Annotated in this window: 19 protein-coding genes; 13 read left to right on the top strand and 6 right to left on the bottom strand. The window is 41.0% G+C overall.

Features of this window, described 5'->3' with window-relative positions:
• Positions 1-153 precede the first annotated feature (153 nt).
• Positions 154-1,386, bottom strand: coding sequence for a DUF763 domain-containing protein (locus GPM24_RS01445; RefSeq protein WP_233268703.1), 1,233 nt, complete (start codon positions 1,384-1,386; stop codon positions 154-156).
• A gap of 237 nt (positions 1,387-1,623) precedes the next feature.
• Here GPM24_RS01445 and GPM24_RS01440 point away from each other — a divergent pair, with 237 nt between their 5' ends.
• Positions 1,624-4,080, top strand: coding sequence for an ATP-binding protein (locus GPM24_RS01440; RefSeq protein WP_158824962.1), 2,457 nt, complete (start codon positions 1,624-1,626; stop codon positions 4,078-4,080).
• Positions 4,081-4,234: 154 nt separating this feature from the next.
• On the opposite strand, the gene GPM24_RS01435 is transcribed toward GPM24_RS01440, so the two are convergent.
• The 3 genes from GPM24_RS01435 to GPM24_RS01425 form a co-directional block, all read right to left on the bottom strand.
• Entirely contained in the window at positions 4,235-4,564 is a 330-nt protein-coding gene (locus GPM24_RS01435; protein ID WP_158824961.1) for a DMT family transporter, read from the bottom strand.
• A 66-nt stretch (positions 4,565-4,630) separates the two neighbouring features.
• Positions 4,631-5,170, bottom strand: a complete 540-nt coding sequence (locus tag GPM24_RS01430) for a low affinity iron permease family protein (RefSeq protein WP_158824960.1) — start codon at positions 5,168-5,170, stop codon at positions 4,631-4,633.
• Between the two features lie 71 nt (positions 5,171-5,241).
• The gene (locus GPM24_RS01425) at positions 5,242-5,616 is read right to left on the bottom strand and encodes a response regulator (protein WP_158824959.1); all 375 of its coding nucleotides are present in this window, start codon (positions 5,614-5,616) and stop codon (positions 5,242-5,244) included.
• 215 nt (positions 5,617-5,831) lie between these two features.
• On the opposite strand from GPM24_RS01425, the gene GPM24_RS01420 reads away from it, so the two are divergent.
• The 3 genes from GPM24_RS01420 to GPM24_RS01410 are packed head-to-tail and all read left to right on the top strand — an operon-like array spanning position 5,832 to position 7,088.
• Entirely contained in the window at positions 5,832-6,311 is a 480-nt protein-coding gene (locus GPM24_RS01420; RefSeq protein ID WP_158824958.1) for an RNA polymerase sigma factor, read from the top strand.
• Positions 6,295-6,879 (top strand): hypothetical protein, encoded by a 585-nt coding sequence (locus GPM24_RS01415; protein WP_158824957.1) that lies wholly within the window; start codon positions 6,295-6,297, stop codon positions 6,877-6,879. Before GPM24_RS01420 ends, GPM24_RS01415 begins: the two co-directional genes overlap by 17 nt.
• Before the next feature lie 2 nt (positions 6,880-6,881).
• Entirely contained in the window at positions 6,882-7,088 is a 207-nt protein-coding gene (locus GPM24_RS01410; protein ID WP_158824956.1) for a hypothetical protein, read from the top strand.
• Positions 7,089-7,219: 131 nt separating this feature from the next.
• Here GPM24_RS01410 and GPM24_RS01405 read toward each other — a convergent pair whose 3' ends face one another.
• Both GPM24_RS01405 and GPM24_RS01400 read right to left on the bottom strand, forming a co-directional pair.
• The gene (locus tag GPM24_RS01405; protein WP_158824955.1) at positions 7,220-8,131 is read right to left on the bottom strand and encodes an NAD(P)/FAD-dependent oxidoreductase; all 912 of its coding nucleotides are present in this window, start codon (positions 8,129-8,131) and stop codon (positions 7,220-7,222) included.
• 36 nt (positions 8,132-8,167) lie between these two features.
• Positions 8,168-8,749, bottom strand: a complete 582-nt coding sequence (locus GPM24_RS01400; RefSeq protein WP_233268702.1) for a TetR/AcrR family transcriptional regulator — start codon at positions 8,747-8,749, stop codon at positions 8,168-8,170.
• Positions 8,750-8,875: 126 nt separating this feature from the next.
• On the opposite strand from GPM24_RS01400, the gene pheT reads away from it, so the two are divergent.
• The 9 genes from pheT to GPM24_RS01355 all read left to right on the top strand — a co-directional run bounded on the left by pheT (position 8,876) and on the right by GPM24_RS01355 (position 17,978).
• Positions 8,876-11,278 carry a phenylalanine--tRNA ligase subunit beta gene (pheT, locus tag GPM24_RS01395; RefSeq protein WP_158824953.1) on the top strand — a complete coding sequence of 801 codons (2,403 nt, stop codon included), beginning with the start codon at positions 8,876-8,878 and terminating at the stop codon, positions 11,276-11,278.
• A gap of 98 nt (positions 11,279-11,376) precedes the next feature.
• Positions 11,377-11,667 carry a hypothetical protein gene (locus GPM24_RS01390; RefSeq protein WP_158824952.1) on the top strand — a complete coding sequence of 97 codons (291 nt, stop codon included), beginning with the start codon at positions 11,377-11,379 and terminating at the stop codon, positions 11,665-11,667.
• Positions 11,668-11,690: 23 nt separating this feature from the next.
• Positions 11,691-11,984 (top strand): cell division protein ZapA, encoded by a 294-nt coding sequence (locus GPM24_RS01385; RefSeq protein ID WP_158824951.1) that lies wholly within the window; start codon positions 11,691-11,693, stop codon positions 11,982-11,984.
• A 226-nt stretch (positions 11,985-12,210) separates the two neighbouring features.
• Positions 12,211-13,773 carry a ribonuclease Y gene (rny, locus tag GPM24_RS01380; RefSeq protein ID WP_158824950.1) on the top strand — a complete coding sequence of 521 codons (1,563 nt, stop codon included), beginning with the start codon at positions 12,211-12,213 and terminating at the stop codon, positions 13,771-13,773.
• Between the two features lie 70 nt (positions 13,774-13,843).
• Positions 13,844-14,347, top strand: coding sequence for a DUF962 domain-containing protein (locus GPM24_RS01375; protein ID WP_158824949.1), 504 nt, complete (start codon positions 13,844-13,846; stop codon positions 14,345-14,347).
• A 157-nt stretch (positions 14,348-14,504) separates the two neighbouring features.
• A complete protein-coding gene (locus GPM24_RS01370; protein WP_158824948.1) occupies positions 14,505-15,041 on the top strand; it encodes an ArsR family transcriptional regulator in 537 nt (178 codons plus the stop codon).
• A gap of 57 nt (positions 15,042-15,098) precedes the next feature.
• Positions 15,099-15,956 carry an ABC transporter permease gene (locus GPM24_RS01365; protein WP_158824947.1) on the top strand — a complete coding sequence of 286 codons (858 nt, stop codon included), beginning with the start codon at positions 15,099-15,101 and terminating at the stop codon, positions 15,954-15,956.
• Positions 15,957-15,966: 10 nt separating this feature from the next.
• Positions 15,967-17,253, top strand: coding sequence for an ABC transporter ATP-binding protein (locus tag GPM24_RS01360; protein WP_158824946.1), 1,287 nt, complete (start codon positions 15,967-15,969; stop codon positions 17,251-17,253).
• Positions 17,254-17,270: 17 nt separating this feature from the next.
• Positions 17,271-17,978, top strand: coding sequence for a hypothetical protein (locus GPM24_RS01355; RefSeq protein ID WP_158824945.1), 708 nt, complete (start codon positions 17,271-17,273; stop codon positions 17,976-17,978).

Genomic DNA, 17,978 nt, shown 5'->3' with positions numbered 1-17,978 from the left:
GTAAATATTACTATACAGCAATGAGCAAGAAAAGTAATTGACCAACTTTCCATAAGATGTTAAGAAATGCACTTAACCACAACAGTTGTAACTAAAGTTGATGTACAAATACTCTAAAACAAAATTCTGCTGCCTTAAAGTAATAACCCCCAACTAAAATAATTTCAATTGCTGATTATCCGGCTTTTTAGCCTCGCCAAATACTGTTCTGCCACCATACCGCCATGATTCTGCCCGTTCACGTTCTATCACTTTATCAAAATCGGCATTAGGTGTAAAGCCAGCTTCGGCTTTTTGCGCAATGGCGCTGAGGCTTTTAATAGCTTGTGCTTTTTCGGTATGGCCAATTTTAGCCTGTTGTATAGATTTTTGCAGGATATTGATGGTTTCATCATATATTTTGGTGGGTACCGGAAACGGATGCCCATCTTTACCGCCGTGCGCAAAAGAGTACCGGGCTGGGTCTGTAAATCGGGCTGCAGTGCCGTAAATTACCTCACTTACCAAAGCCAGCGATTGCAGTGTGCGTGGGCCAACGCCTTGTAGTAATAGTAGCTCTTCAAAATCTTTTGGTTGTTTTTCGTGCGCCAGCCATAGTACAGCACCCAGGCGTTTCAAATCTACATCCTTGGATTTAACCTCGTGATGAGAGGGTAGTACCAGGTGAGTCACTTCGCGCAGCATGCGTTCGGGATGCTCGGCAGCCATGTGCATGATGGCAGCGCGCGAACCGTCGGCCCGGGCGTCGGCCATATTGAGGATGCGGCCGGCATTTTGACCGCATATAGCTGTGTGCGGATCATTTACAAATGAGGTAAGCGCACCCGAATGCCAATGATAGCGCCGGGCGGTACGGCTGTTGGCGTTCATGCCCTGTTGTATCACCGTCCACTGCCCCTGGCTGTTTACGATAAAATTGTGCAGGTATAATTGAAAGCCATCCTGCACGGCAGTATTATCTACCTTAGCACTTAGCTTGCTGCATTTAATCAGGTAGTTGCCATCCAAACCGGTACGTTCGCTCAGTTTCAAAAGTTCATCAGGAGTTTGAGTGGATTGCTTGCCCTTGCCGCCGCAAATGTAAATACCCAGCTCTTTAGCTAACGGATTAACGGCTTTTTTTAAAGCACCCATTACAGATGTGGTAATGCCTGATGAGTGCCAGTCCATTCCCATTACAGCACCCAAACTCTGAAACCAAAACGGGTTGCTAAAACGGGCAATCACCTCATTGTTGCCATATTCCATGGCCATTGTTTCCACTACGGCTAATCCCAATTTGGCCATGCGCTGGTGCAGCCAAGCTGGTACGGCACCGTAATGTAAAGGTAAATCGGCACTGCCCGAACGTTTCATGCTAACAAAGTTAGTGAAAATAGGGAGCATTTAAATTAAGATTGCCTATAACGTAAATGGTCAAGCAAAAATGTTTGATGATGCAGCTAGTCACAAAGGCAGTAAAAGCAATTTTATCAATGTAAAACATTGTACTCATCAATCAGTTTAAAATAAGTTGAAGGCTATCTCTAATATTTTACGATAACGGTCGTTCAATAACTTATAAATGCGTTTATTAAGATAAAAGAAAATTTTATTTTTGGCCACATCTACTACAGTTCTGACATGATTGATTCGCCGTACCTTTTAAGTAATGAAAAATTACTTGAAGTCCTGTCTTTGACCAAACACCCCACCGCTATCCATATATCCGAAGATGCCATCATCCAAACTGCCAATGATGCTATGCTGGCCGTATGGGGAAAAGATAAAAGTGTAATTGGCAAATCGCTGGCAGATGCGCTGCCTGAATTGAGAGGGCAACCATTTATAGATTTATTTAAGCGGGTTTGGAACGAAGGTATAACCATATCCGGCACAGATACGCCGGCCGATTTGATCGTAAATGGCAAATTACAAACATTTTATTTTGATTTTGAGTACCGGGCCATTAAAGACGAAAAGGGAAATACTTATGCCATTTTACATATGGCAACTGATATTACCGAACGGTATATGAGTAAACTACGCGAGCAGAATCTCATTAACGAACTATCGGCCACCAATGAAGAATTAGCTGCATCAAACGAAGAAATTAGAGCCAGTAATGAAGAGCTGGCTTCCATGAATGAGGAAATGGCGGCTACTAATGAGGAACTGGCCGCCGCCAATGAGGAATTGACGGTTACTAACGAAGAACTGGCTGAAGCCCAAGATGCATTGCAGTATACTATATCCCGGTTAACAGAAAGTGAAGGGCGTTTTCAAAATCTGGTCCGGGATGCTACAACCGGCATTATTGTACTGAGTGGAAAAGATATGTCTGTGTTGATTGTGAATGATGCTTATGGGAAATTGATTGGTCGTACGACTGATCAGTTAATGGGTAAGCCATTGTTTGATATTATACCTGAGGCCGAGCCGTATTTCAGGCCCATCATAGACAACGTACGTATAACCGACGAACCTTTATACATTTATGATGCGCCTTATAGTGTAAATACTGACGACGGACAAATTACCGGCTTCCTGAATGTCGTTTATCAGCCTTTCCGTGAAGCCGACAATAAAGTTACCGGTGTAATGGTACTATGTCAGGATGTTACCGAGCAGGTGCACGCCCGGCATGAGGTGGAAGAAAGTGAAAAGCGTTTTCGTTTTATGCTGGATGCCATACCACAACAAGTGTGGACAGCCCGGCCGGATGGCTCGCTCGATTACGTGAATGCTACTACAACAAGCGACTTTGGCGAACCCGTTGATGTGATAGTAGAGCATGGGTGGCAAGCTTTTATTCATCCCGAAGATTTACCGGATACACTTGCAGTATGGCAAAAATCGCTTACAACGGGTTGTGAGTATCAAATAGAATTCCGTTTAAAATTTGCCGATGGCGAATATCATTGGCACCTATCCCGTGCCTTGCCACTTATGGAAAACGGCAAGCCAAAACTATGGCTGGGTACCAACACCAATATTCATCATCAAAAGCTGAATGAACAAAAGAAAGATGAATTTTTATCTATAGCCAGTCATGAGTTGAAAACGCCACTTACCAGCATAAAGGCATTTAATCAACTGATGGCCCGCACTGCTGATGCTAAAAAGCTGAGCAACTTTGTAGGTAAATCGGCTGAACACATTGTGCGCCTGGAAAAACTAATTAACGATTTGCTGGACGTTACCAAAATCAACGCCGGTAAAATGGAGTACAATATGCAGTTATTTGATTTTAAGCAAATGCTGCAAGAAAGCGTAGACAGCGTACAACTAACCGCACCTACGCACCAGATTATTGTACAAAGCAATGCCGATGTAGAGTATGTTGGCGACCGCTTCAGGCTGGAACAGGTGGTAAACAACTTTCTGACTAATGCCGTCAAATACTCGCCCGAAGGTCGGGAGGTGGTGGTAAACAGTAGGGTAGATATGGACAGTTTGGTTGTATCTGTGCAGGATTTTGGTATCGGCATAGCACAGGATCATTTAGATAAACTATTTGACCGTTATTACCGCGTTGATAACACGGCCATGCGATTTGAAGGTTTAGGGCTTGGATTATTTATATCATCCGAAATTTTAAAACGGCATAACGGTAGTTTTTGGATTGAGAGCGAAGAAGACAAGGGGTCTACTTTTTATTTCAGATTGCCGCTTAAAGACAGTATGAAAATAAGTCCTATCCGGCAATCTGATACATTTTACCAAGACAACAGCATAACCATCAGCTATAATGAAGCACATCAATGGTTGGATGTAGATTGGGTGGGCTATCAAAACCTGGAGTCGGTACAAAATGGCTGTATGCATATGCTTAATCTGCTACAAAAAAACAAATGCCGCAAAGTGGTGAATGATAACCGCAATGTGCTGGGTACTTGGTCTGAAGCAGCTGAATGGGTAGGCCAGGAGTGGTTCCCGATGGCCGAGAAAGCTGGTTTGCGTTATGTGGCCTGGATATTTTCTTCCAGCGCCTTTAGTCAGCTATCTGCCCGCAAAAGTATTAATGTGATGCAAGGTAATGTAACTACCCAATTTTTCATTGACATGCACGAGGCCAAGGAATGGATTGATGCCCAGTAGGCATAAGTATTTAGCATACCAAAGCGAAAATAACCAAGGCGTAAATGACTTGCAACCAAATGATGTAAGATGTTTAAGCCTTAAATCTAATTTATAGAAGCCGGTTTGTAATCGTTTATCATTCCATCCTCTGGGTTGAACTGGCAAAAGTATTTTAATGTGATGAAACGGCTTTTAAACCTATAATGGAAGCAATAAGGGTACTGATGAAGAACATGCGCCAAAAGTGAACCGGCTCTTTAAATACCAAAATGCCAACCAGTACCGTTCCTACAGCACCGATTCCTGTCCAAACAGCATAAGCAGTGCCGATAGGCAGGGTTTGTATAGCTTTAAGTAATAGCGCCATACTTATAAACAAAGCCACCAAAAAGCCGCCATACCATAAATAAGTATCTGTACCGGTAGCCTGTTTGGCTTTACCCAGGCAAAAGGCAAAAGTGGTTTCAAACAGACCTGCAATAACTAAGATAATCCAGTTCATGAAATTAACTATTTAGAGGCGAAGGTAAGCGTACTAGGTACAATATTGTAAAATTACAAATTGTTTTTACGCTTCGCTTTGCGGTTTGTTGTTGCGCGGGTTGCGACGGTTAGCGTATCTGCGCTTGCTTTTAGATGTGGCCGATTGTATCTTTTCTTTTTTCTCCTGCAGATCTTTTGCAGCATCTATGGAATGCGATTGATGGATATCATCGTCATTCTCGGCCATTTCTGATATTTTGGAGTAGAATTTGCGTAAATCGTCCAGTTCTTTTTCTGTCAGGTCTTCAATATCTACCATGCGGTTGCTGGTAAAGCGGTTGGCAGCAATCAATTCGTTAAGCTTTAATTGTATAGCCTTTGATTCTTTGTTTTGCGCCTTTTGAATCAAAAACACCATTAAAAAGGTAATAATGGTGGTGCCGGTGTTAATGACCAGTTGCCAGGTTTCAGAATAATGAAATACTGGGCCCGAGGCACCCCATACAATTACAATAAGGCAGGCTATTACAAAGGCAGCTGAACTGCCCGTCCAGGTGGTTACTTTGTTTGAGAACTTTTCAAAAAAGTTATTCTTTTCTTTGGTGGTATTCGGCGTATCGGACATAATATGGTACTGTATTCTTTAAAAGAGTAGCAATACGCGGGCCAATATTTAGAAAAGTAATTGAAAGACAGTTATTTCAGGCTTGTGTCTTGTTCAAACTGCCTAACCTTACTGCTCAAATCATCAATATCAAAAGGCTTTTTGATGTAATCATCGGCCAAGGCTTCCTGCATAATCAATTCAATCGGATTTACGGCCGATAACATCATTACCGGTATACTGGCAGTACTAGGGTTTAATTTTAATTTACGGCACAAATCACTCCCTTTTTGTTCTTCGCCCAGCCATTCATCAAGCAAAATAAGCTCGGGCTGTATTTGCTCAACTTCAGCCAGAACTTTACTGTTGGTGAACGCCAATACCTCATGACCATCATCTTTCAGTACATATTCCAGTACATCAATTATATCTCGGTCATCTTCAATAATCAATACTTTTAGAGGCATTAATAAGGGGATAATATGTCTGTAAAGGTACTGAATTAATCTATAGGAAAATTATATAATAATAAATTTAAATAGTTGTAATTTTTGTGGTATGGATAGAACATATAGAGCACTAGATCAGGATTTTCGCAGAAAAAATTATCCTTTGTAACATTTAGTAATGTACCGTATCTAAATCGGCAAAACGAACAAACCAGTTAGGCATTCCTGATTGCATGACAAATTTCGACGATATATATAACCAGTATGCGCCCCAGATTTTTAGGGTATGCATGGGCTATACCAACGATGCCGATCAGGCTAAAGATTTGGTGCAGGAAACTTTTATATCGGTCTGGAAAAACTTGTCTTCGTTTCGTAACCAGTCGGCCATCGGCACCTGGATATTTCGTATAGCTACCAATCATTGCCTGCGTGCTATTGAGGTATCGCAACGGATGGTAAAAATTGAATTGCCTTATCAAATACCGGAAACGCCGGATGAGTCGCCCGAGGAAAAACTTCAGTATTTATATAGATGTATTGCCGAACTGGAGGAAACAGATCGCATTATTATATCGCTGGTTCTGGAAGACTTAGCGCAGGCCGAAATTGCCGAAATTGTAGGATTAAGTCACGCCAATGTACGCGTAAAAGTTCATCGCATAAAAGATAAACTGGCCCTTAAATTCAAAGCACATGGACAATTTAGATGATTTAAAAGCCCTGTGGCATACGGCCAAGACAGATAATTTGCCCACCGCTGCCGAAATAAAACAGTTGAGCGGCAAATTCAGGCACCAACAGTTACGCCGCAAATGGCTCGTTGTAATCGGCGCTATTATAACTGCACTCTCTATGGTTGCCGTGATGTTGGTTTATCATGCCCGCTTTATAACTACCTGGATAGGGGAGTTGCTTATTATAGGATCATGCGTGGCGATAATTATTGACAACGTTAAGGCCATGAAACGTTATGATGAGCTTGATGATTGCAGTAATAAAGAGTTGCTGGCGTTTGTGGAGAAAACCCGCCAGAATCAGATTCGGTATTACAAGCGCACGGAATATCTAATTATGCTGCCTTGCTGTGTGGGGTGGTTATTGTACTTGTATGAAGTTGCTATGCGTCTGACTAGTCATTCCATATGGGTTTTAATGGGGGCTGTAATTTATTTATTAATCATCTGGCTTTGGGTACGCCCTTACTATTTTAAAAAGAATGGCAAAAAGTTAAACGCGCTGGAAGACCGCATCAAAAACATATCTAAACAATTAGAATAATTATGAAACGTACTTTTATACCAAAGGCCGCTATGCCTTATTTTATCATCGGTTTGTTGCTAATCACTTTTATACCAATTGTTAACCGCTATCTGCCTATGCCCGATTTTGCAAGAGGCTTTTTAATAGGTTTAAGCTTGGCATTGCAAGTTATTGCACTGGTTATAATTGATCGTCATAAAAGAAAGCAGGCATGTGTTAAATCTTGATAGCAAATCGCATCAGGTACCTTACCCAAAGTATTCACCCAAATAAAAACGTTCCATCTTACTTATTTAGGTATGATGGAACGTTTTATCTGTGATTTTTGTCGGCCGAAGGTTAATAACGAGGACTTTATTTAAGCAGCCCATTCGGCTTCACTAATCATCTCATGGTTAATCATGGCACCAGTAAAATTGCCTGCCGCTACAGCGCTGGCTACCGATCGCATCGGCGTTGAATTATCGCCTGCGGCATATACACCGGCAACCGTTGTTTTCTTTAACTCGTTTACCTGTATAAAACCTTGTTCGGTTAGGGCACAGCCTAAATGTTCTGGAATGCTGCAATGCTGTTCGAAAGCCGGGCGGTGATATAAAGCGGTTAGCGGTTGATTGCTTCCGTCTTTAAATGTAATATGAGTAATGTGTCCATGCTCATGTATAAGGCCTTCTATTTCTTTTTCAACAATATTTATGTTCCGACTCCATATTTTTTCTTTGAGCTCGGTTGTTATAGTGGCTTGGCCGTTGGTAAATAAAGTTAAATCCTTAGTCCAGTTACTAATAAGTTTTATATAATCTGCTGCGTTGTCGCCATTCATCAAAACACCGGTTGTTTGGCCCCGGTATTCGTATCCATGGCAGTAAGGGCAGTGTATGGCCGATATACCCCAACACTCTGCAAAGCCGTCTATAGCAGGCATTAAATCTTTTATGCCGGTGGCAAATAGTAGCTTTTTGGCTTTAAATTGTCGCTGGTCATCAAGGGTTACATTAAAATCATTATTGCTGCCACTCGCTTTATTTACCCGGCTTTCTAAAAACGACACAGTAGGATAGGCCAGTACTTCATGCCGGGCTGCTTCCAGAATTTCGGCTGGCCGCCAGCCGTCATGCGTAATAAAGTTATGCGATGCTGGTGTTTGCCGGTTGCAAGGTTTGCCGCTGTCTATAATCAGTACGTCTCTTAAACTGCGGCCCAAGCTCATGCCTGCAGATAAACCTGCGTTGCTGCCGCCCACAATAATCACATCGAAATCGGTTTTCATATTTATATGTTTAAGGTTTTACAAAGTTGTTGTTGTTTAATGCCCGTTGCTTTCTGCAGTTTGCTCAATGCCTATGCTACGGCTAAAGGATAGCCACGCAAACCTTTTAATATCGTTGGGTGCTACGTTGCCCGAGTTTAAGGCGGCAATAGCTGTATTAACCATACCCGTAAAAAGGAAAAATATCCAGGTATTGGTTAAAGTATGAGTAATGATTTGCTGGTATTGCAGTTTTTCAATTATACCGTACCATTGCTGGGTAATGTTATCGTATTCCGCACAGTCTTTATTCTCGTGGGCGTGGTGGTGTTCGGGCCGCTGGTGCAGTTTGTTTAAAAATGAGTATTTACTGCCGCAATCAATGCTGGCGTATAGCGTTAACTCCAACTGCTTTAACGGATCCTGACTACTATTAATGGCTTTTGCCATCGCCTCTTTACAACTTTTTTGCATTACCGACTGGCAACTGATCATTAAATCAGTCCGGTCTTTAAAATACCGGTGCAATGTTCTGCGGGTTACGCCGGCTCTATCGGCAACTGTTTCTAATGTTGCCGATAGGTCATCGTTAAAAACAAATATTGCTGCCTCAACAATTTTTTGTTGTGTGGGTTCCATGTCGCAATTATAGGCATTGTTTCTCATTTTTGAGACATGTTAATTTTAAATGATTATGCAATGACGATATGAGTAAGCCGTTGCGGCTATAAAAAATTTTTATCTTTGACCGATTATACTGTACAAATGAAGATTTCTTACAATTGGCTGAAGGAGTTTATTACAACTGATAAAACGCCTGAAGAATTATCGCATATATTAACCGGCATTGGCCTGGAGGTGGAAAGTTTGGAAAAAGTACAGGCTATTCCCGGCGGATTGGAAGGCCTGGTAATCGGCTATGTGAAAGACGCTCAGCAACACCCTAATGCCGACCGCCTGCGTGTAACCAAAGTAGATGTAGGTGGTTCTGAAGATTTGCAAATTGTTTGCGGTGCGCCCAACGTAGCTGCGGGCCAAAAAGTAGTGGTAGCCGTAGTGGGCACCACTGTTCACCCTACTCATGGCGAGCCCTTCAAAATCAATAAATCCAAAATTAGGGGCGAGGTATCCGAAGGGATGATCTGCTCGGAAGATGAAGTTGGTTTGGGCGAATCGCACGCCGGTATCATGGAACTAGATATTGATGCACAAATAGGTGTTCCGGCTAAAGAATATTTTAAGCTGAATGACGACTATCTGTTCGAAATAGGTTTAACCCCTAATCGCGCCGATGCGGCATCACACCTAGGTACAGCACGTGATATTGCTGCCTATTTGCAAATTGCTATTAACAAACCGGATGTATCAGCTTTCACTGTGGATAACCAAAGCCGCATTATTCAGGTATCAATAGAAGCGCAGGCTGCTTGTCCGCGTTATGCCAGTTTAACTATATCGGGTATAAAGGTGCAAGATTCGCCGCAATGGTTAAAAGAGCGTTTGGCGGTAATTGGTGTACGGGCCATTAATAACATTGTGGATGTTACTAATTATGTACTGCACGAACTGGGCCAGCCATTGCATGCTTTTGATGCTGATGCCATAAAAGGTAACCAGGTGCTGGTGAAAACGTATGCTGAAGGTACACCGTTTATAACGCTGGATGAAGTAGAACGCAAGCTTTCAGTTGATGATTTAATGATTGGTAACGCCGACGAGCCGATGTGTATAGCCGGTGTGTTTGGCGGTGCAACGTCGGGCGTAAAAGAAACCACTACAACCGTGTTTTTGGAAAGTGCTTATTTTAACCCGGTATCCGTACGTAAAACATCCAAACGTCATGGCTTAAAAACTGACGCCTCCTTCCGTTTCGAGCGTGGTATTGATCCTAATATTACGGTATATGCACTTAAACGTGCAGCGTTACTCATTCGGGAATTGGCCGGTGGTGTAATTTCTTCCGAGATATCAGACATCTATCCTCAACCGGTTGAACCATTTAATGTAGAGGTTTCTTACCGCAATGTTAACCGTTTGATTGGAAAAGCATTGGGTCATGATACCATTAAATCGATCATCCAGGCGCTGGACATAGAAGTGGTTGCTGAAACAGCCGAAGGCTTATCGCTACGTGTGCCACCTTACCGCGTGGATGTAACCCGCGAGGTAGATGTAATTGAAGAGGTGCTGCGTATTTATGGTTACAACAATATTGAGATTCCTACCCAAATCCGTGCATCGTTAAATACATCGGTTAGGCCAGAAAAGGATACCGTACAAAACGCTATTTCCGAACTGTTAACAGGTAACGGCTTTAATGAAATTTTGTCAAATTCATTAACGAGCTCTTCTTATTCAGGCAGTTTGGATAATGCAGTTAAAATTTTAAACCCGTTAAGCAGTGATTTGGACATAATGCGCCAAACCATGCTGTATTCTGGATTAGAGGCTATTGCCCACAACCAGAACCGCCGCGCTGCCGATTTGAAATTTTATGAGTTTGGAAAAACTTATTTGCATGAGGGTGGCAAGTATATAGAAGATCAGCATGTGGCTTTATTCGTTACTGGCGCCAATCAGTCTGAACAGTGGAACCAGAAAACCACATCTGTATCTTTTTATAACTTAAAAGCTATTGTAGATGGTTTGCTGCAGCGTTTAAATATCAAAGACTTTACTACAGATGAAGTAATCAGTACTGAACTGGCTTACGGTTTACAATACAATTTCAGAGGTTCCAAATCATTAGTGAAATTTGGTGCAGTACATGCCGATGCTTTGAAAAACACCGGAGTGGAGAAAGAAGTGTTTTATGCTGATTTTGATTTCGATAACATTCTGAACCTAGTACGTAAAAACAAAATTGTGAGCCAGGAAATATCTAAGTTCCCGGCCGTACGTCGCGACTTGTCAATGCTGGTAGACACTGCTGTAAGCTTTGGTCAGTTAAAACAGATCGCCCAAAAAACCGAGCGTAAACTGCTGAAAGAAGTAAACGTGTTTGACGTGTATCAGGGTGATAAGCTGCCTGCCGGTAAAAAATCATATGCTTTGAGCTTTGTATTACAGGATGAAGAAAAAACGCTTACCGACAAAGCCATTGATGCCATTATGCAAAAATTAATCTATAATTTTGGCAAAGAAGCCGGTGCAGAAATCCGGAAATAGAGGTGATTTCGGATTTTGAAACTAAACATTCGAAATCCGAAACTTATCTAACACAAATAAATTCGAAATTGAACATTCGAAATTCGAACTAACAAACGATGCCTTCAGTAACCGAGCAATTAAATTTTGTAGTAGAAAAAACAGAGCGATTGATAGAACTCTGTAATGCGTTGCAGGAAGAAAACGACCTGTTGAAGCTTGAAAATCAATCATTAAACACGGCGCTGGAGGTAAGTAAAGGTAAAACTACTGACCTGGAAGAGAAAATTCGGGTATTGAAGTTAGCCAAGTCGTTTGCCGACACAAATGAAAAAAGCCTTGACATCAAGCAAAAAATTAACGAATTTGTGCGGGAAATTGATAAATGTATCGTGTTACTTAAAAAGTAATACAATAAAGTGAACTAGCTCAAATGGGAGAAATCTCCATAAAAATAAATATTGCTGACCGTGTTTACCCCTTAAAGGTAAGCATGGAAGAAGAAGAATTAATAAGAAGGGCAGCCAAGTTAATTAACGACCGTATTAAGGAGTTTCAGGAAAACTATGCGGTAAAAGATAAACAGGATTTGCTGTCGATGTGCGTGTTGCATTATGCAACTGCATCATTAAAAGCAGAACGTAAGGTAACGGTAGAAGATACTACTGTGGCCGAAAAGGTTTATCAGTTAGATCATCTGCTGAACGATTTTTTTTCAAAGCAATAAACGTTCTTTAAAAATACAGAGCAATTGAAATTTAGCCGCAGTTAAATTTTTGAGTTTCACTGAAAAGCCGAAAGCTTTGCAGGTAAGGTGTTATAACAGTGTGTGCACTATACACAGGTTTGTGTATATTAGACCCCTAATACTAACAATAACTTACAAGCAACTGCTTTTAGTATGATGATACTTGAAATTTAGTTGCGGTTTTTTTTATATATATACACTAATTATGAACATACTGGAAGTGATAATCGGCCTGTTGGTCGGAGCCATAATCGGTTTCGCTGTCGGGCGTTACCTGCTCAATAAACTATTCAAAGAGCGGGACATAGCAGCACAAAACAAAGCGAAAAAGATACTTAAAGATGCGGAAAACAATGCCGAGATTCTGAAGAAGAACAAGCAACTAGAAGCTAAAGAAAGATTTTTGCAATTAAAAGCTGAACACGAGCAAGAAGTAAACGCTAAAAATAATGCAATCAGTCAGCGTGAAAATTCAATAAAGCAAAAAGAGCAATCGCTTAATTCGAAACTGGAAAACGCAAACCGTAAAGAAAGCGAGCTGGATAATACCCGCAAAAACCTGGAAAAGCAAACCGAATTGATGCTTAAAAAACAGGAAGAGGTAGAACACTTAAAGCAACAGCACGTACAGCAGTTGGAAGCCATAGCCGGTTTAACAGCCGAAGAAGCTAAAAACCAATTGGTAGATACCCTGCGCGAAGAAGCCCGCACAAAAGCCATGATGCAAATTAAAGACATTGTGGACGAGGCTAAGCTTACCGCTACTAAAGAAGCCAAAAAAGTGGTTATCCAAACCATACAACGTACCGCTACCGAAAGCGCTATCGAAAATACCGTATCTATCTTCAATATCGAGAATGATGAAATTAAAGGCCGCATTATTGGTCGCGAAGGTCGTAACATCCGCGCGTTGGAAGCCGCAACCGGTATCGAGATTATTGTAGACGATACACCTGAGGCGATCATCCTATCAGGCTTTGACCCGGTACGCCGCGAGATTGCCCGTTTGGCTATGCACCGCCTGGTAACTGATGGTCGTATTCACCCGGCCCGTATTGAAGAGGTGGTTGCCAAAACCCGTAAGCAAATTGAAGAAGAAATTGTAGAGATAGGTGAGCGTACCGTAATCGACTTAGGTATTCACGGTCTGCATCCCGAGCTGATCAGGATGGTAGGGCGTATGCGTTACCGTTCATCATACGGCCAAAACCTGTTACAGCACTCACGCGAAGTAGCCAACTTCTGCGCTACTATGGCGGCTGAGTTGGGCTTAAACGTGAAACTGGCCAAACGTGCCGGCTTACTGCACGATATTGGTAAAGTGCCTGATGATAACCCAGAACTGCCGCACGCTATTTTGGGTATGCAACTGGCCGAAAAATATAAGGAGCATCCTGAAGTGTGCAACGCCATTGGCGCTCACCACGATGAGATTGAGATGACTTCCATGATATCACCAATTATCCAGGCTTGTGATGCTATCTCCGGTGCCCGCCCTGGTGCACGCCGGGAGGTGGTTGAAAGTTATATTAAGCGATTAAAAGAGCTGGAAGAGCTAGCACTTTCATATCCGGGTGTTGAAAAAACTTTTGCTATTCAGGCTGGTCGTGAATTGCGCGTGGTAGTAGAAAGTGAAAAAGTAACTGATGCACAGGCGGAAATTCTGGCTGCCGATATATCTAACCGTATTCAAACGGAAATGACCTATCCGGGCCAAATTAAAGTTACCGTTATCCGCGAAACCCGTTCGGTAGCATTTGCCAAGTAATCAATTTATATAATTATTGATATTCCGTAAAAGCGGCAAGGCACACCTTGCCGCTTTTTTAATTACTGTTATGAAGAAGAAAACAGAACCTAAAGCGCCCGAAAGATTAGTGGACCAATACTTTGAAAGTTATGAAAACGTGTATCAGCAGGTAACTAACAAATGGTTGGTTTATGCTTCTATTCCCGTTATGCTGTTTGGCCTAATAGCGTTTGTGTGGGCCATACCGTTTCCGCACTTGCAATTTTTGGGCCGGTATAACGGTTTCATCAACTGGGCTTCGTTTTTAATTGCGATTCTGATTTATTACTACCTGCGTCTTTCGCCCGTTGCATCTTATATCTTGCTGTTTCTGTTATTTGGTTTCTCCTATATTATTATTCAATTGGAACAATGGCAAAAGGTAGGTAGCACGCCATTGTGGTTAGTTGGCTTAGTGCTTTTGCTATTAGGATTAGGGGCTCAGTTTACGCTTCTTTCGTTTGTAAGAGGAAATAATTACTTACAGCTGCTGCTAAAAGCACCTTTGTGGTTTATTATAAATGTTATTAAAAAACTAAAGCTTAGATATTAGTAAGTTTATTTTTCTTAAATAAAATGTTATTGCGTTATTAATTTTCTCAATATTTCACATATATAATTGTGATTATTGAAAATAAGCTTTGAAGTATGAGAAGAAGTGAGTAGTTTTGTTACTCAATATTTATATTGACTAACAGAATACAATCTGCATGCTTGATACATTAATCACATCAAAAACCCGTTTAAAGTTGCTACTCAAGTTTTTTTTGAATGGTAGCACTAAATCATACCTCCGTGGTTTAGAAAGTGAGTTTGGTGAATCAAGTAACGCTATACGCATTGAGCTTAACCGCTTTGAAGAAGCCGGCCTGTTGGTATCCGCTACCGAAGGAAACAAGAAGATTTATCAGGCGAACAAAAAGAGTTCCATCTTTAACGATATTCATAACCTGCTCATCAAATTTGTAGGTATCGACGAGATTATCGAAAAAGTATTAAGACGCATCGGCGATCTGCATTCAGCTTACATTATTGGAGATTTTGCCCGTGGTATCGATAGTGAATTTATTGATTTACTGCTGGTTGGCGACAAGCTAAATGAAAACTATATACAAGGCTTAATTGAAAAGGCAAAAAGCATCATCAAACGCAAAGTAAATCTGCAAATTATCTCCGTAGCCGAACTGCCCGAATTTTTAACGAACAATCGCAATCTGTTAATCTGGAATGCGGAAGAATCAATATAGATCACATCAACTTTAAAAACATAAAAGTAACAACCTTAATAATTTATTAATTCACAAATGAGCGCAAACACAACTCAAGATTGGGATATAGAGCTTAAACCGCAAGACAGCGTATTTAATCTGCATTTAAAGGATGTTTGGAACTATCGCGACTTACTATGGCTTCTGGTACGTCGGGATTTTGTCTCATTTTACAAGCAAACCATCTTTGGTCCGCTTTGGATTTTTATACAACCTATTTTTACAACCATAATCTTTACTGTCATTTTTGGAAGATTAGCAGGTATTAGCACCAGCGGTGCACCAGGGCCATTATTTTATATGTCTGGTACGCTTGCCTGGAACTACTTTGCTGATTGTTTGAATAAAACTTCTACTGTATTTAGAGACAATGCTAGCATTTTTGGCAAGGTTTATTTTCCACGCCTTATTATGCCTTTAAGCATCGTGTTTTCTAACTTGGTTCGGTTTTCGGTTCAGTTGGTTTTATTTTTATTATTCCTTACGTATTATCTGTTTCAACCTAATGTAAATGTTCACCCTAACCTCTTCGTTTTACTTCTGCCGGTAGTGATTATTCTGATGGCATTCTTAGGATTGGGATTAGGGCTGATTATTACTGCTATGACTACAAAATACCGTGATTTGGTGTTCTTAATTACTTTTGGTGTACAGCTGTTGATGTATGCTACACCGGTAATCTACCCATTGTCGGCAGCTCCGGTTAAGTATCGTAACCTTATTTCGTTAAACCCGTTGAGTGGGTTAGTTGAAACCGTGCGTTATGGCTTTTTGGGTACAGGGCAGTTTTATGCAGGGGCATTTGCCTACAGTGTTGTTGCCAGCTTGGTGATATTCATGTTAGGACTGGTTGTATTTAACCGTGTAGAGAAAAACTTTGTAGATACCGTTTAATTAGGATAAGATGAGCTACGTTGCCATAAAAGCAGAAAATTTGAGCAAAGCCTACCAATTAGGCGAATTTAGTACAGGCACGCTTAGTCGTGATATTCAGCGGCGCATTGCTTTAATGCGCGGTAAAGAAGACCCGTATTTAAAAATAGGCGAAACCAATGACCGTACCAGTAAAGGGTCCAGCGATATTGTGTGGAGTTTAAAAGATATTGATTTTGAAGTTAACCAAGGCGATGCGGTAGGTATAATTGGCCGTAATGGTGCAGGTAAAAGTACTTTACTTAAAGTTTTAAGCCGGGTAACCACACCTACTACCGGTTCAGTTAAAATTAAAGGTAGAGTAGCCAGTTTGCTGGAAGTAGGAACCGGTTTTCACCCTGAGCTTACTGGTCGGGAAAATATATTTTTGAACGGTGCCATTTTGGGTATGCGTAAGTTCGAAATTAAAAAGCACTTTGATGCCATTGTAGATTTTGCTGGGGTAGAGCGTTACATCGACACGCCCGTAAAACGCTATTCGAGCGGTATGTATGTACGTTTGGCATTTGCGGTAGCCGCACACTTAGAATCGGAAATTTTAGTGGTAGATGAAGTTTTAGCAGTAGGTGATGCCGAGTTTCAAAAGAAGTGTATAGGCAAAATGGGTGATGTAAGTAAAGGTGAAGGCAGAACGGTTTTGTTTGTGAGTCATAATATGTCATCCGTTCAAGCATTATGCAATCAAGGCATTATGATGCAGTATGGCAAAGTGGTGTCAATGGGTAAAATAGAAAGCATTATACCGCAATATTTGTCCAGCAATAAAACCCGTGAACAGGAACAAATAAGTGCCCGTACTGACAGAAAAGGCAATGGTAAAGCACTGTTCCATGACTATAGCCTAGTAAATGACCAAAATGATACGATAAACACTTTTATAGTAGGCAAAACCTGTAAGGTGATTTTGGGCATCAACATAACCACAGAAGATCCTATTATGCATTTCCATGTGGCATTAAGCCTAATGGATAGCTATGAGCGCCGTGTAGCCAACTTCAGCAGTGAATATTCTGACAATTTCGATTACTCAAAATTGAAACGCGGAATGAACTATGTTGAACTTACCATTCCGCATTTACCTGTTGTTGAAGGTATTTATACTGCAACCCTATACTCAAGAGTAAATAACGAAATCAGCGATTGGGTAGAAAATGCATTTTCTTTAGATATTGAGAATGGCCTGTTCTTTAGCAACGGCAAATTGCCGGCAGCCAGCCACGTAAGCGTTCTAATCGATCATCAATTTACTATCAGCTAAATTAAATAAGTCAGTAAATGAAAAATGCAGTTTTTTCGATAGCTTTAAATGGATACGCTTATCGCTACAGTAAATGTATTGATAGCCATAAGAAGTATGCAAATAAAAACAACTGCGATTATTTTCTATTTACAAAGCCACTATGGGTGAACCGGCCAGCTGTATGTTCGTGGTTAAAGGTTCCACTTTTTTTAGAACTGTTTAAGAAAGGTTACGACAATGTTTTTTTCCTGGACGCTGACTGCTTGATTGGAGATGATACACCAAGTTTATCTACTTTAATAGATAATAAAGGTGAAGTGTTTTTAAGCCAGGGGCATTCAGGCCGCATTAATGCGGGTGTCATATTTTCAAAAAACACACCGGCTATGGTGAATGCTTTTCAACAGGTGATTAATGAGTTTTATACGACTATTGAAAAAGCTAATCAAGCACCTTATGAAAACGGACATGTTATTCAATACTTTACGCCGCTTGAGCAATTAACCGTTTTAAGCAGAAACTGGAACAGTACAACTGAGGTAGTGGGCAATGCAGGCATTACACACTATACAGGTCCAAATAAAAAGTATTATCAGTTTCCGCCTTTTACCAAGATGTATTCAAAAATTCATAAACGGATTACCTCAGTTTTGTTTAAGGGTAAGATGAATGAATTGAAAAGCTTGGCGGAAAAGGATTACATGATGTATTGTTCAAAATATATCAGCCAACACTATCTATAA

This window comes from Mucilaginibacter lacusdianchii (assembly GCF_009770985.1).
Classification (GTDB): Bacteria; Bacteroidota; Bacteroidia; order Sphingobacteriales; family Sphingobacteriaceae; genus Mucilaginibacter; species Mucilaginibacter lacusdianchii.
Note: the sequence above shows the minus strand (reverse complement) of the source record. Positions and strands in the feature narration are given on the sequence as shown.

Coding starts and splice junctions, on each gene's coding strand:
- GPM24_RS01440 (WP_158824962.1), top strand. CDS start 1,624: ATGATTGATTCGCCGTACCTTTTAAGTAATGAAAAATTACTTGAAGTC.
- GPM24_RS01425 (WP_158824959.1), bottom strand. CDS start 5,616: ATGCCTCTAAAAGTATTGATTATTGAAGATGACCGAGATATAATTGAT.
- GPM24_RS01415 (WP_158824957.1), top strand. CDS start 6,295: ATGGACAATTTAGATGATTTAAAAGCCCTGTGGCATACGGCCAAGACA.
- GPM24_RS01360 (WP_158824946.1), top strand. CDS start 15,967: ATGAGCTACGTTGCCATAAAAGCAGAAAATTTGAGCAAAGCCTACCAA.
- GPM24_RS01420 (WP_158824958.1), top strand. CDS start 5,832: ATGACAAATTTCGACGATATATATAACCAGTATGCGCCCCAGATTTTT.
- GPM24_RS01400 (WP_233268702.1), bottom strand. CDS start 8,749: ATGGAACCCACACAACAAAAAATTGTTGAGGCAGCAATATTTGTTTTT.
- GPM24_RS01445 (WP_233268703.1), bottom strand. CDS start 1,386: ATGCTCCCTATTTTCACTAACTTTGTTAGCATGAAACGTTCGGGCAGT.
- GPM24_RS01355 (WP_158824945.1), top strand. CDS start 17,271: ATGAAAAATGCAGTTTTTTCGATAGCTTTAAATGGATACGCTTATCGC.
- GPM24_RS01405 (WP_158824955.1), bottom strand. CDS start 8,131: ATGAAAACCGATTTCGATGTGATTATTGTGGGCGGCAGCAACGCAGGT.
- GPM24_RS01410 (WP_158824956.1), top strand. CDS start 6,882: ATGAAACGTACTTTTATACCAAAGGCCGCTATGCCTTATTTTATCATC.
- GPM24_RS01430 (WP_158824960.1), bottom strand. CDS start 5,170: ATGTCCGATACGCCGAATACCACCAAAGAAAAGAATAACTTTTTTGAA.
- GPM24_RS01370 (WP_158824948.1), top strand. CDS start 14,505: ATGCTTGATACATTAATCACATCAAAAACCCGTTTAAAGTTGCTACTC.
- GPM24_RS01390 (WP_158824952.1), top strand. CDS start 11,377: ATGCCTTCAGTAACCGAGCAATTAAATTTTGTAGTAGAAAAAACAGAG.
- GPM24_RS01365 (WP_158824947.1), top strand. CDS start 15,099: ATGAGCGCAAACACAACTCAAGATTGGGATATAGAGCTTAAACCGCAA.
- pheT (WP_158824953.1), top strand. CDS start 8,876: ATGAAGATTTCTTACAATTGGCTGAAGGAGTTTATTACAACTGATAAA.
- rny (WP_158824950.1), top strand. CDS start 12,211: ATGAACATACTGGAAGTGATAATCGGCCTGTTGGTCGGAGCCATAATC.
- GPM24_RS01375 (WP_158824949.1), top strand. CDS start 13,844: ATGAAGAAGAAAACAGAACCTAAAGCGCCCGAAAGATTAGTGGACCAA.
- GPM24_RS01385 (WP_158824951.1), top strand. CDS start 11,691: ATGGGAGAAATCTCCATAAAAATAAATATTGCTGACCGTGTTTACCCC.
- GPM24_RS01435 (WP_158824961.1), bottom strand. CDS start 4,564: ATGAACTGGATTATCTTAGTTATTGCAGGTCTGTTTGAAACCACTTTT.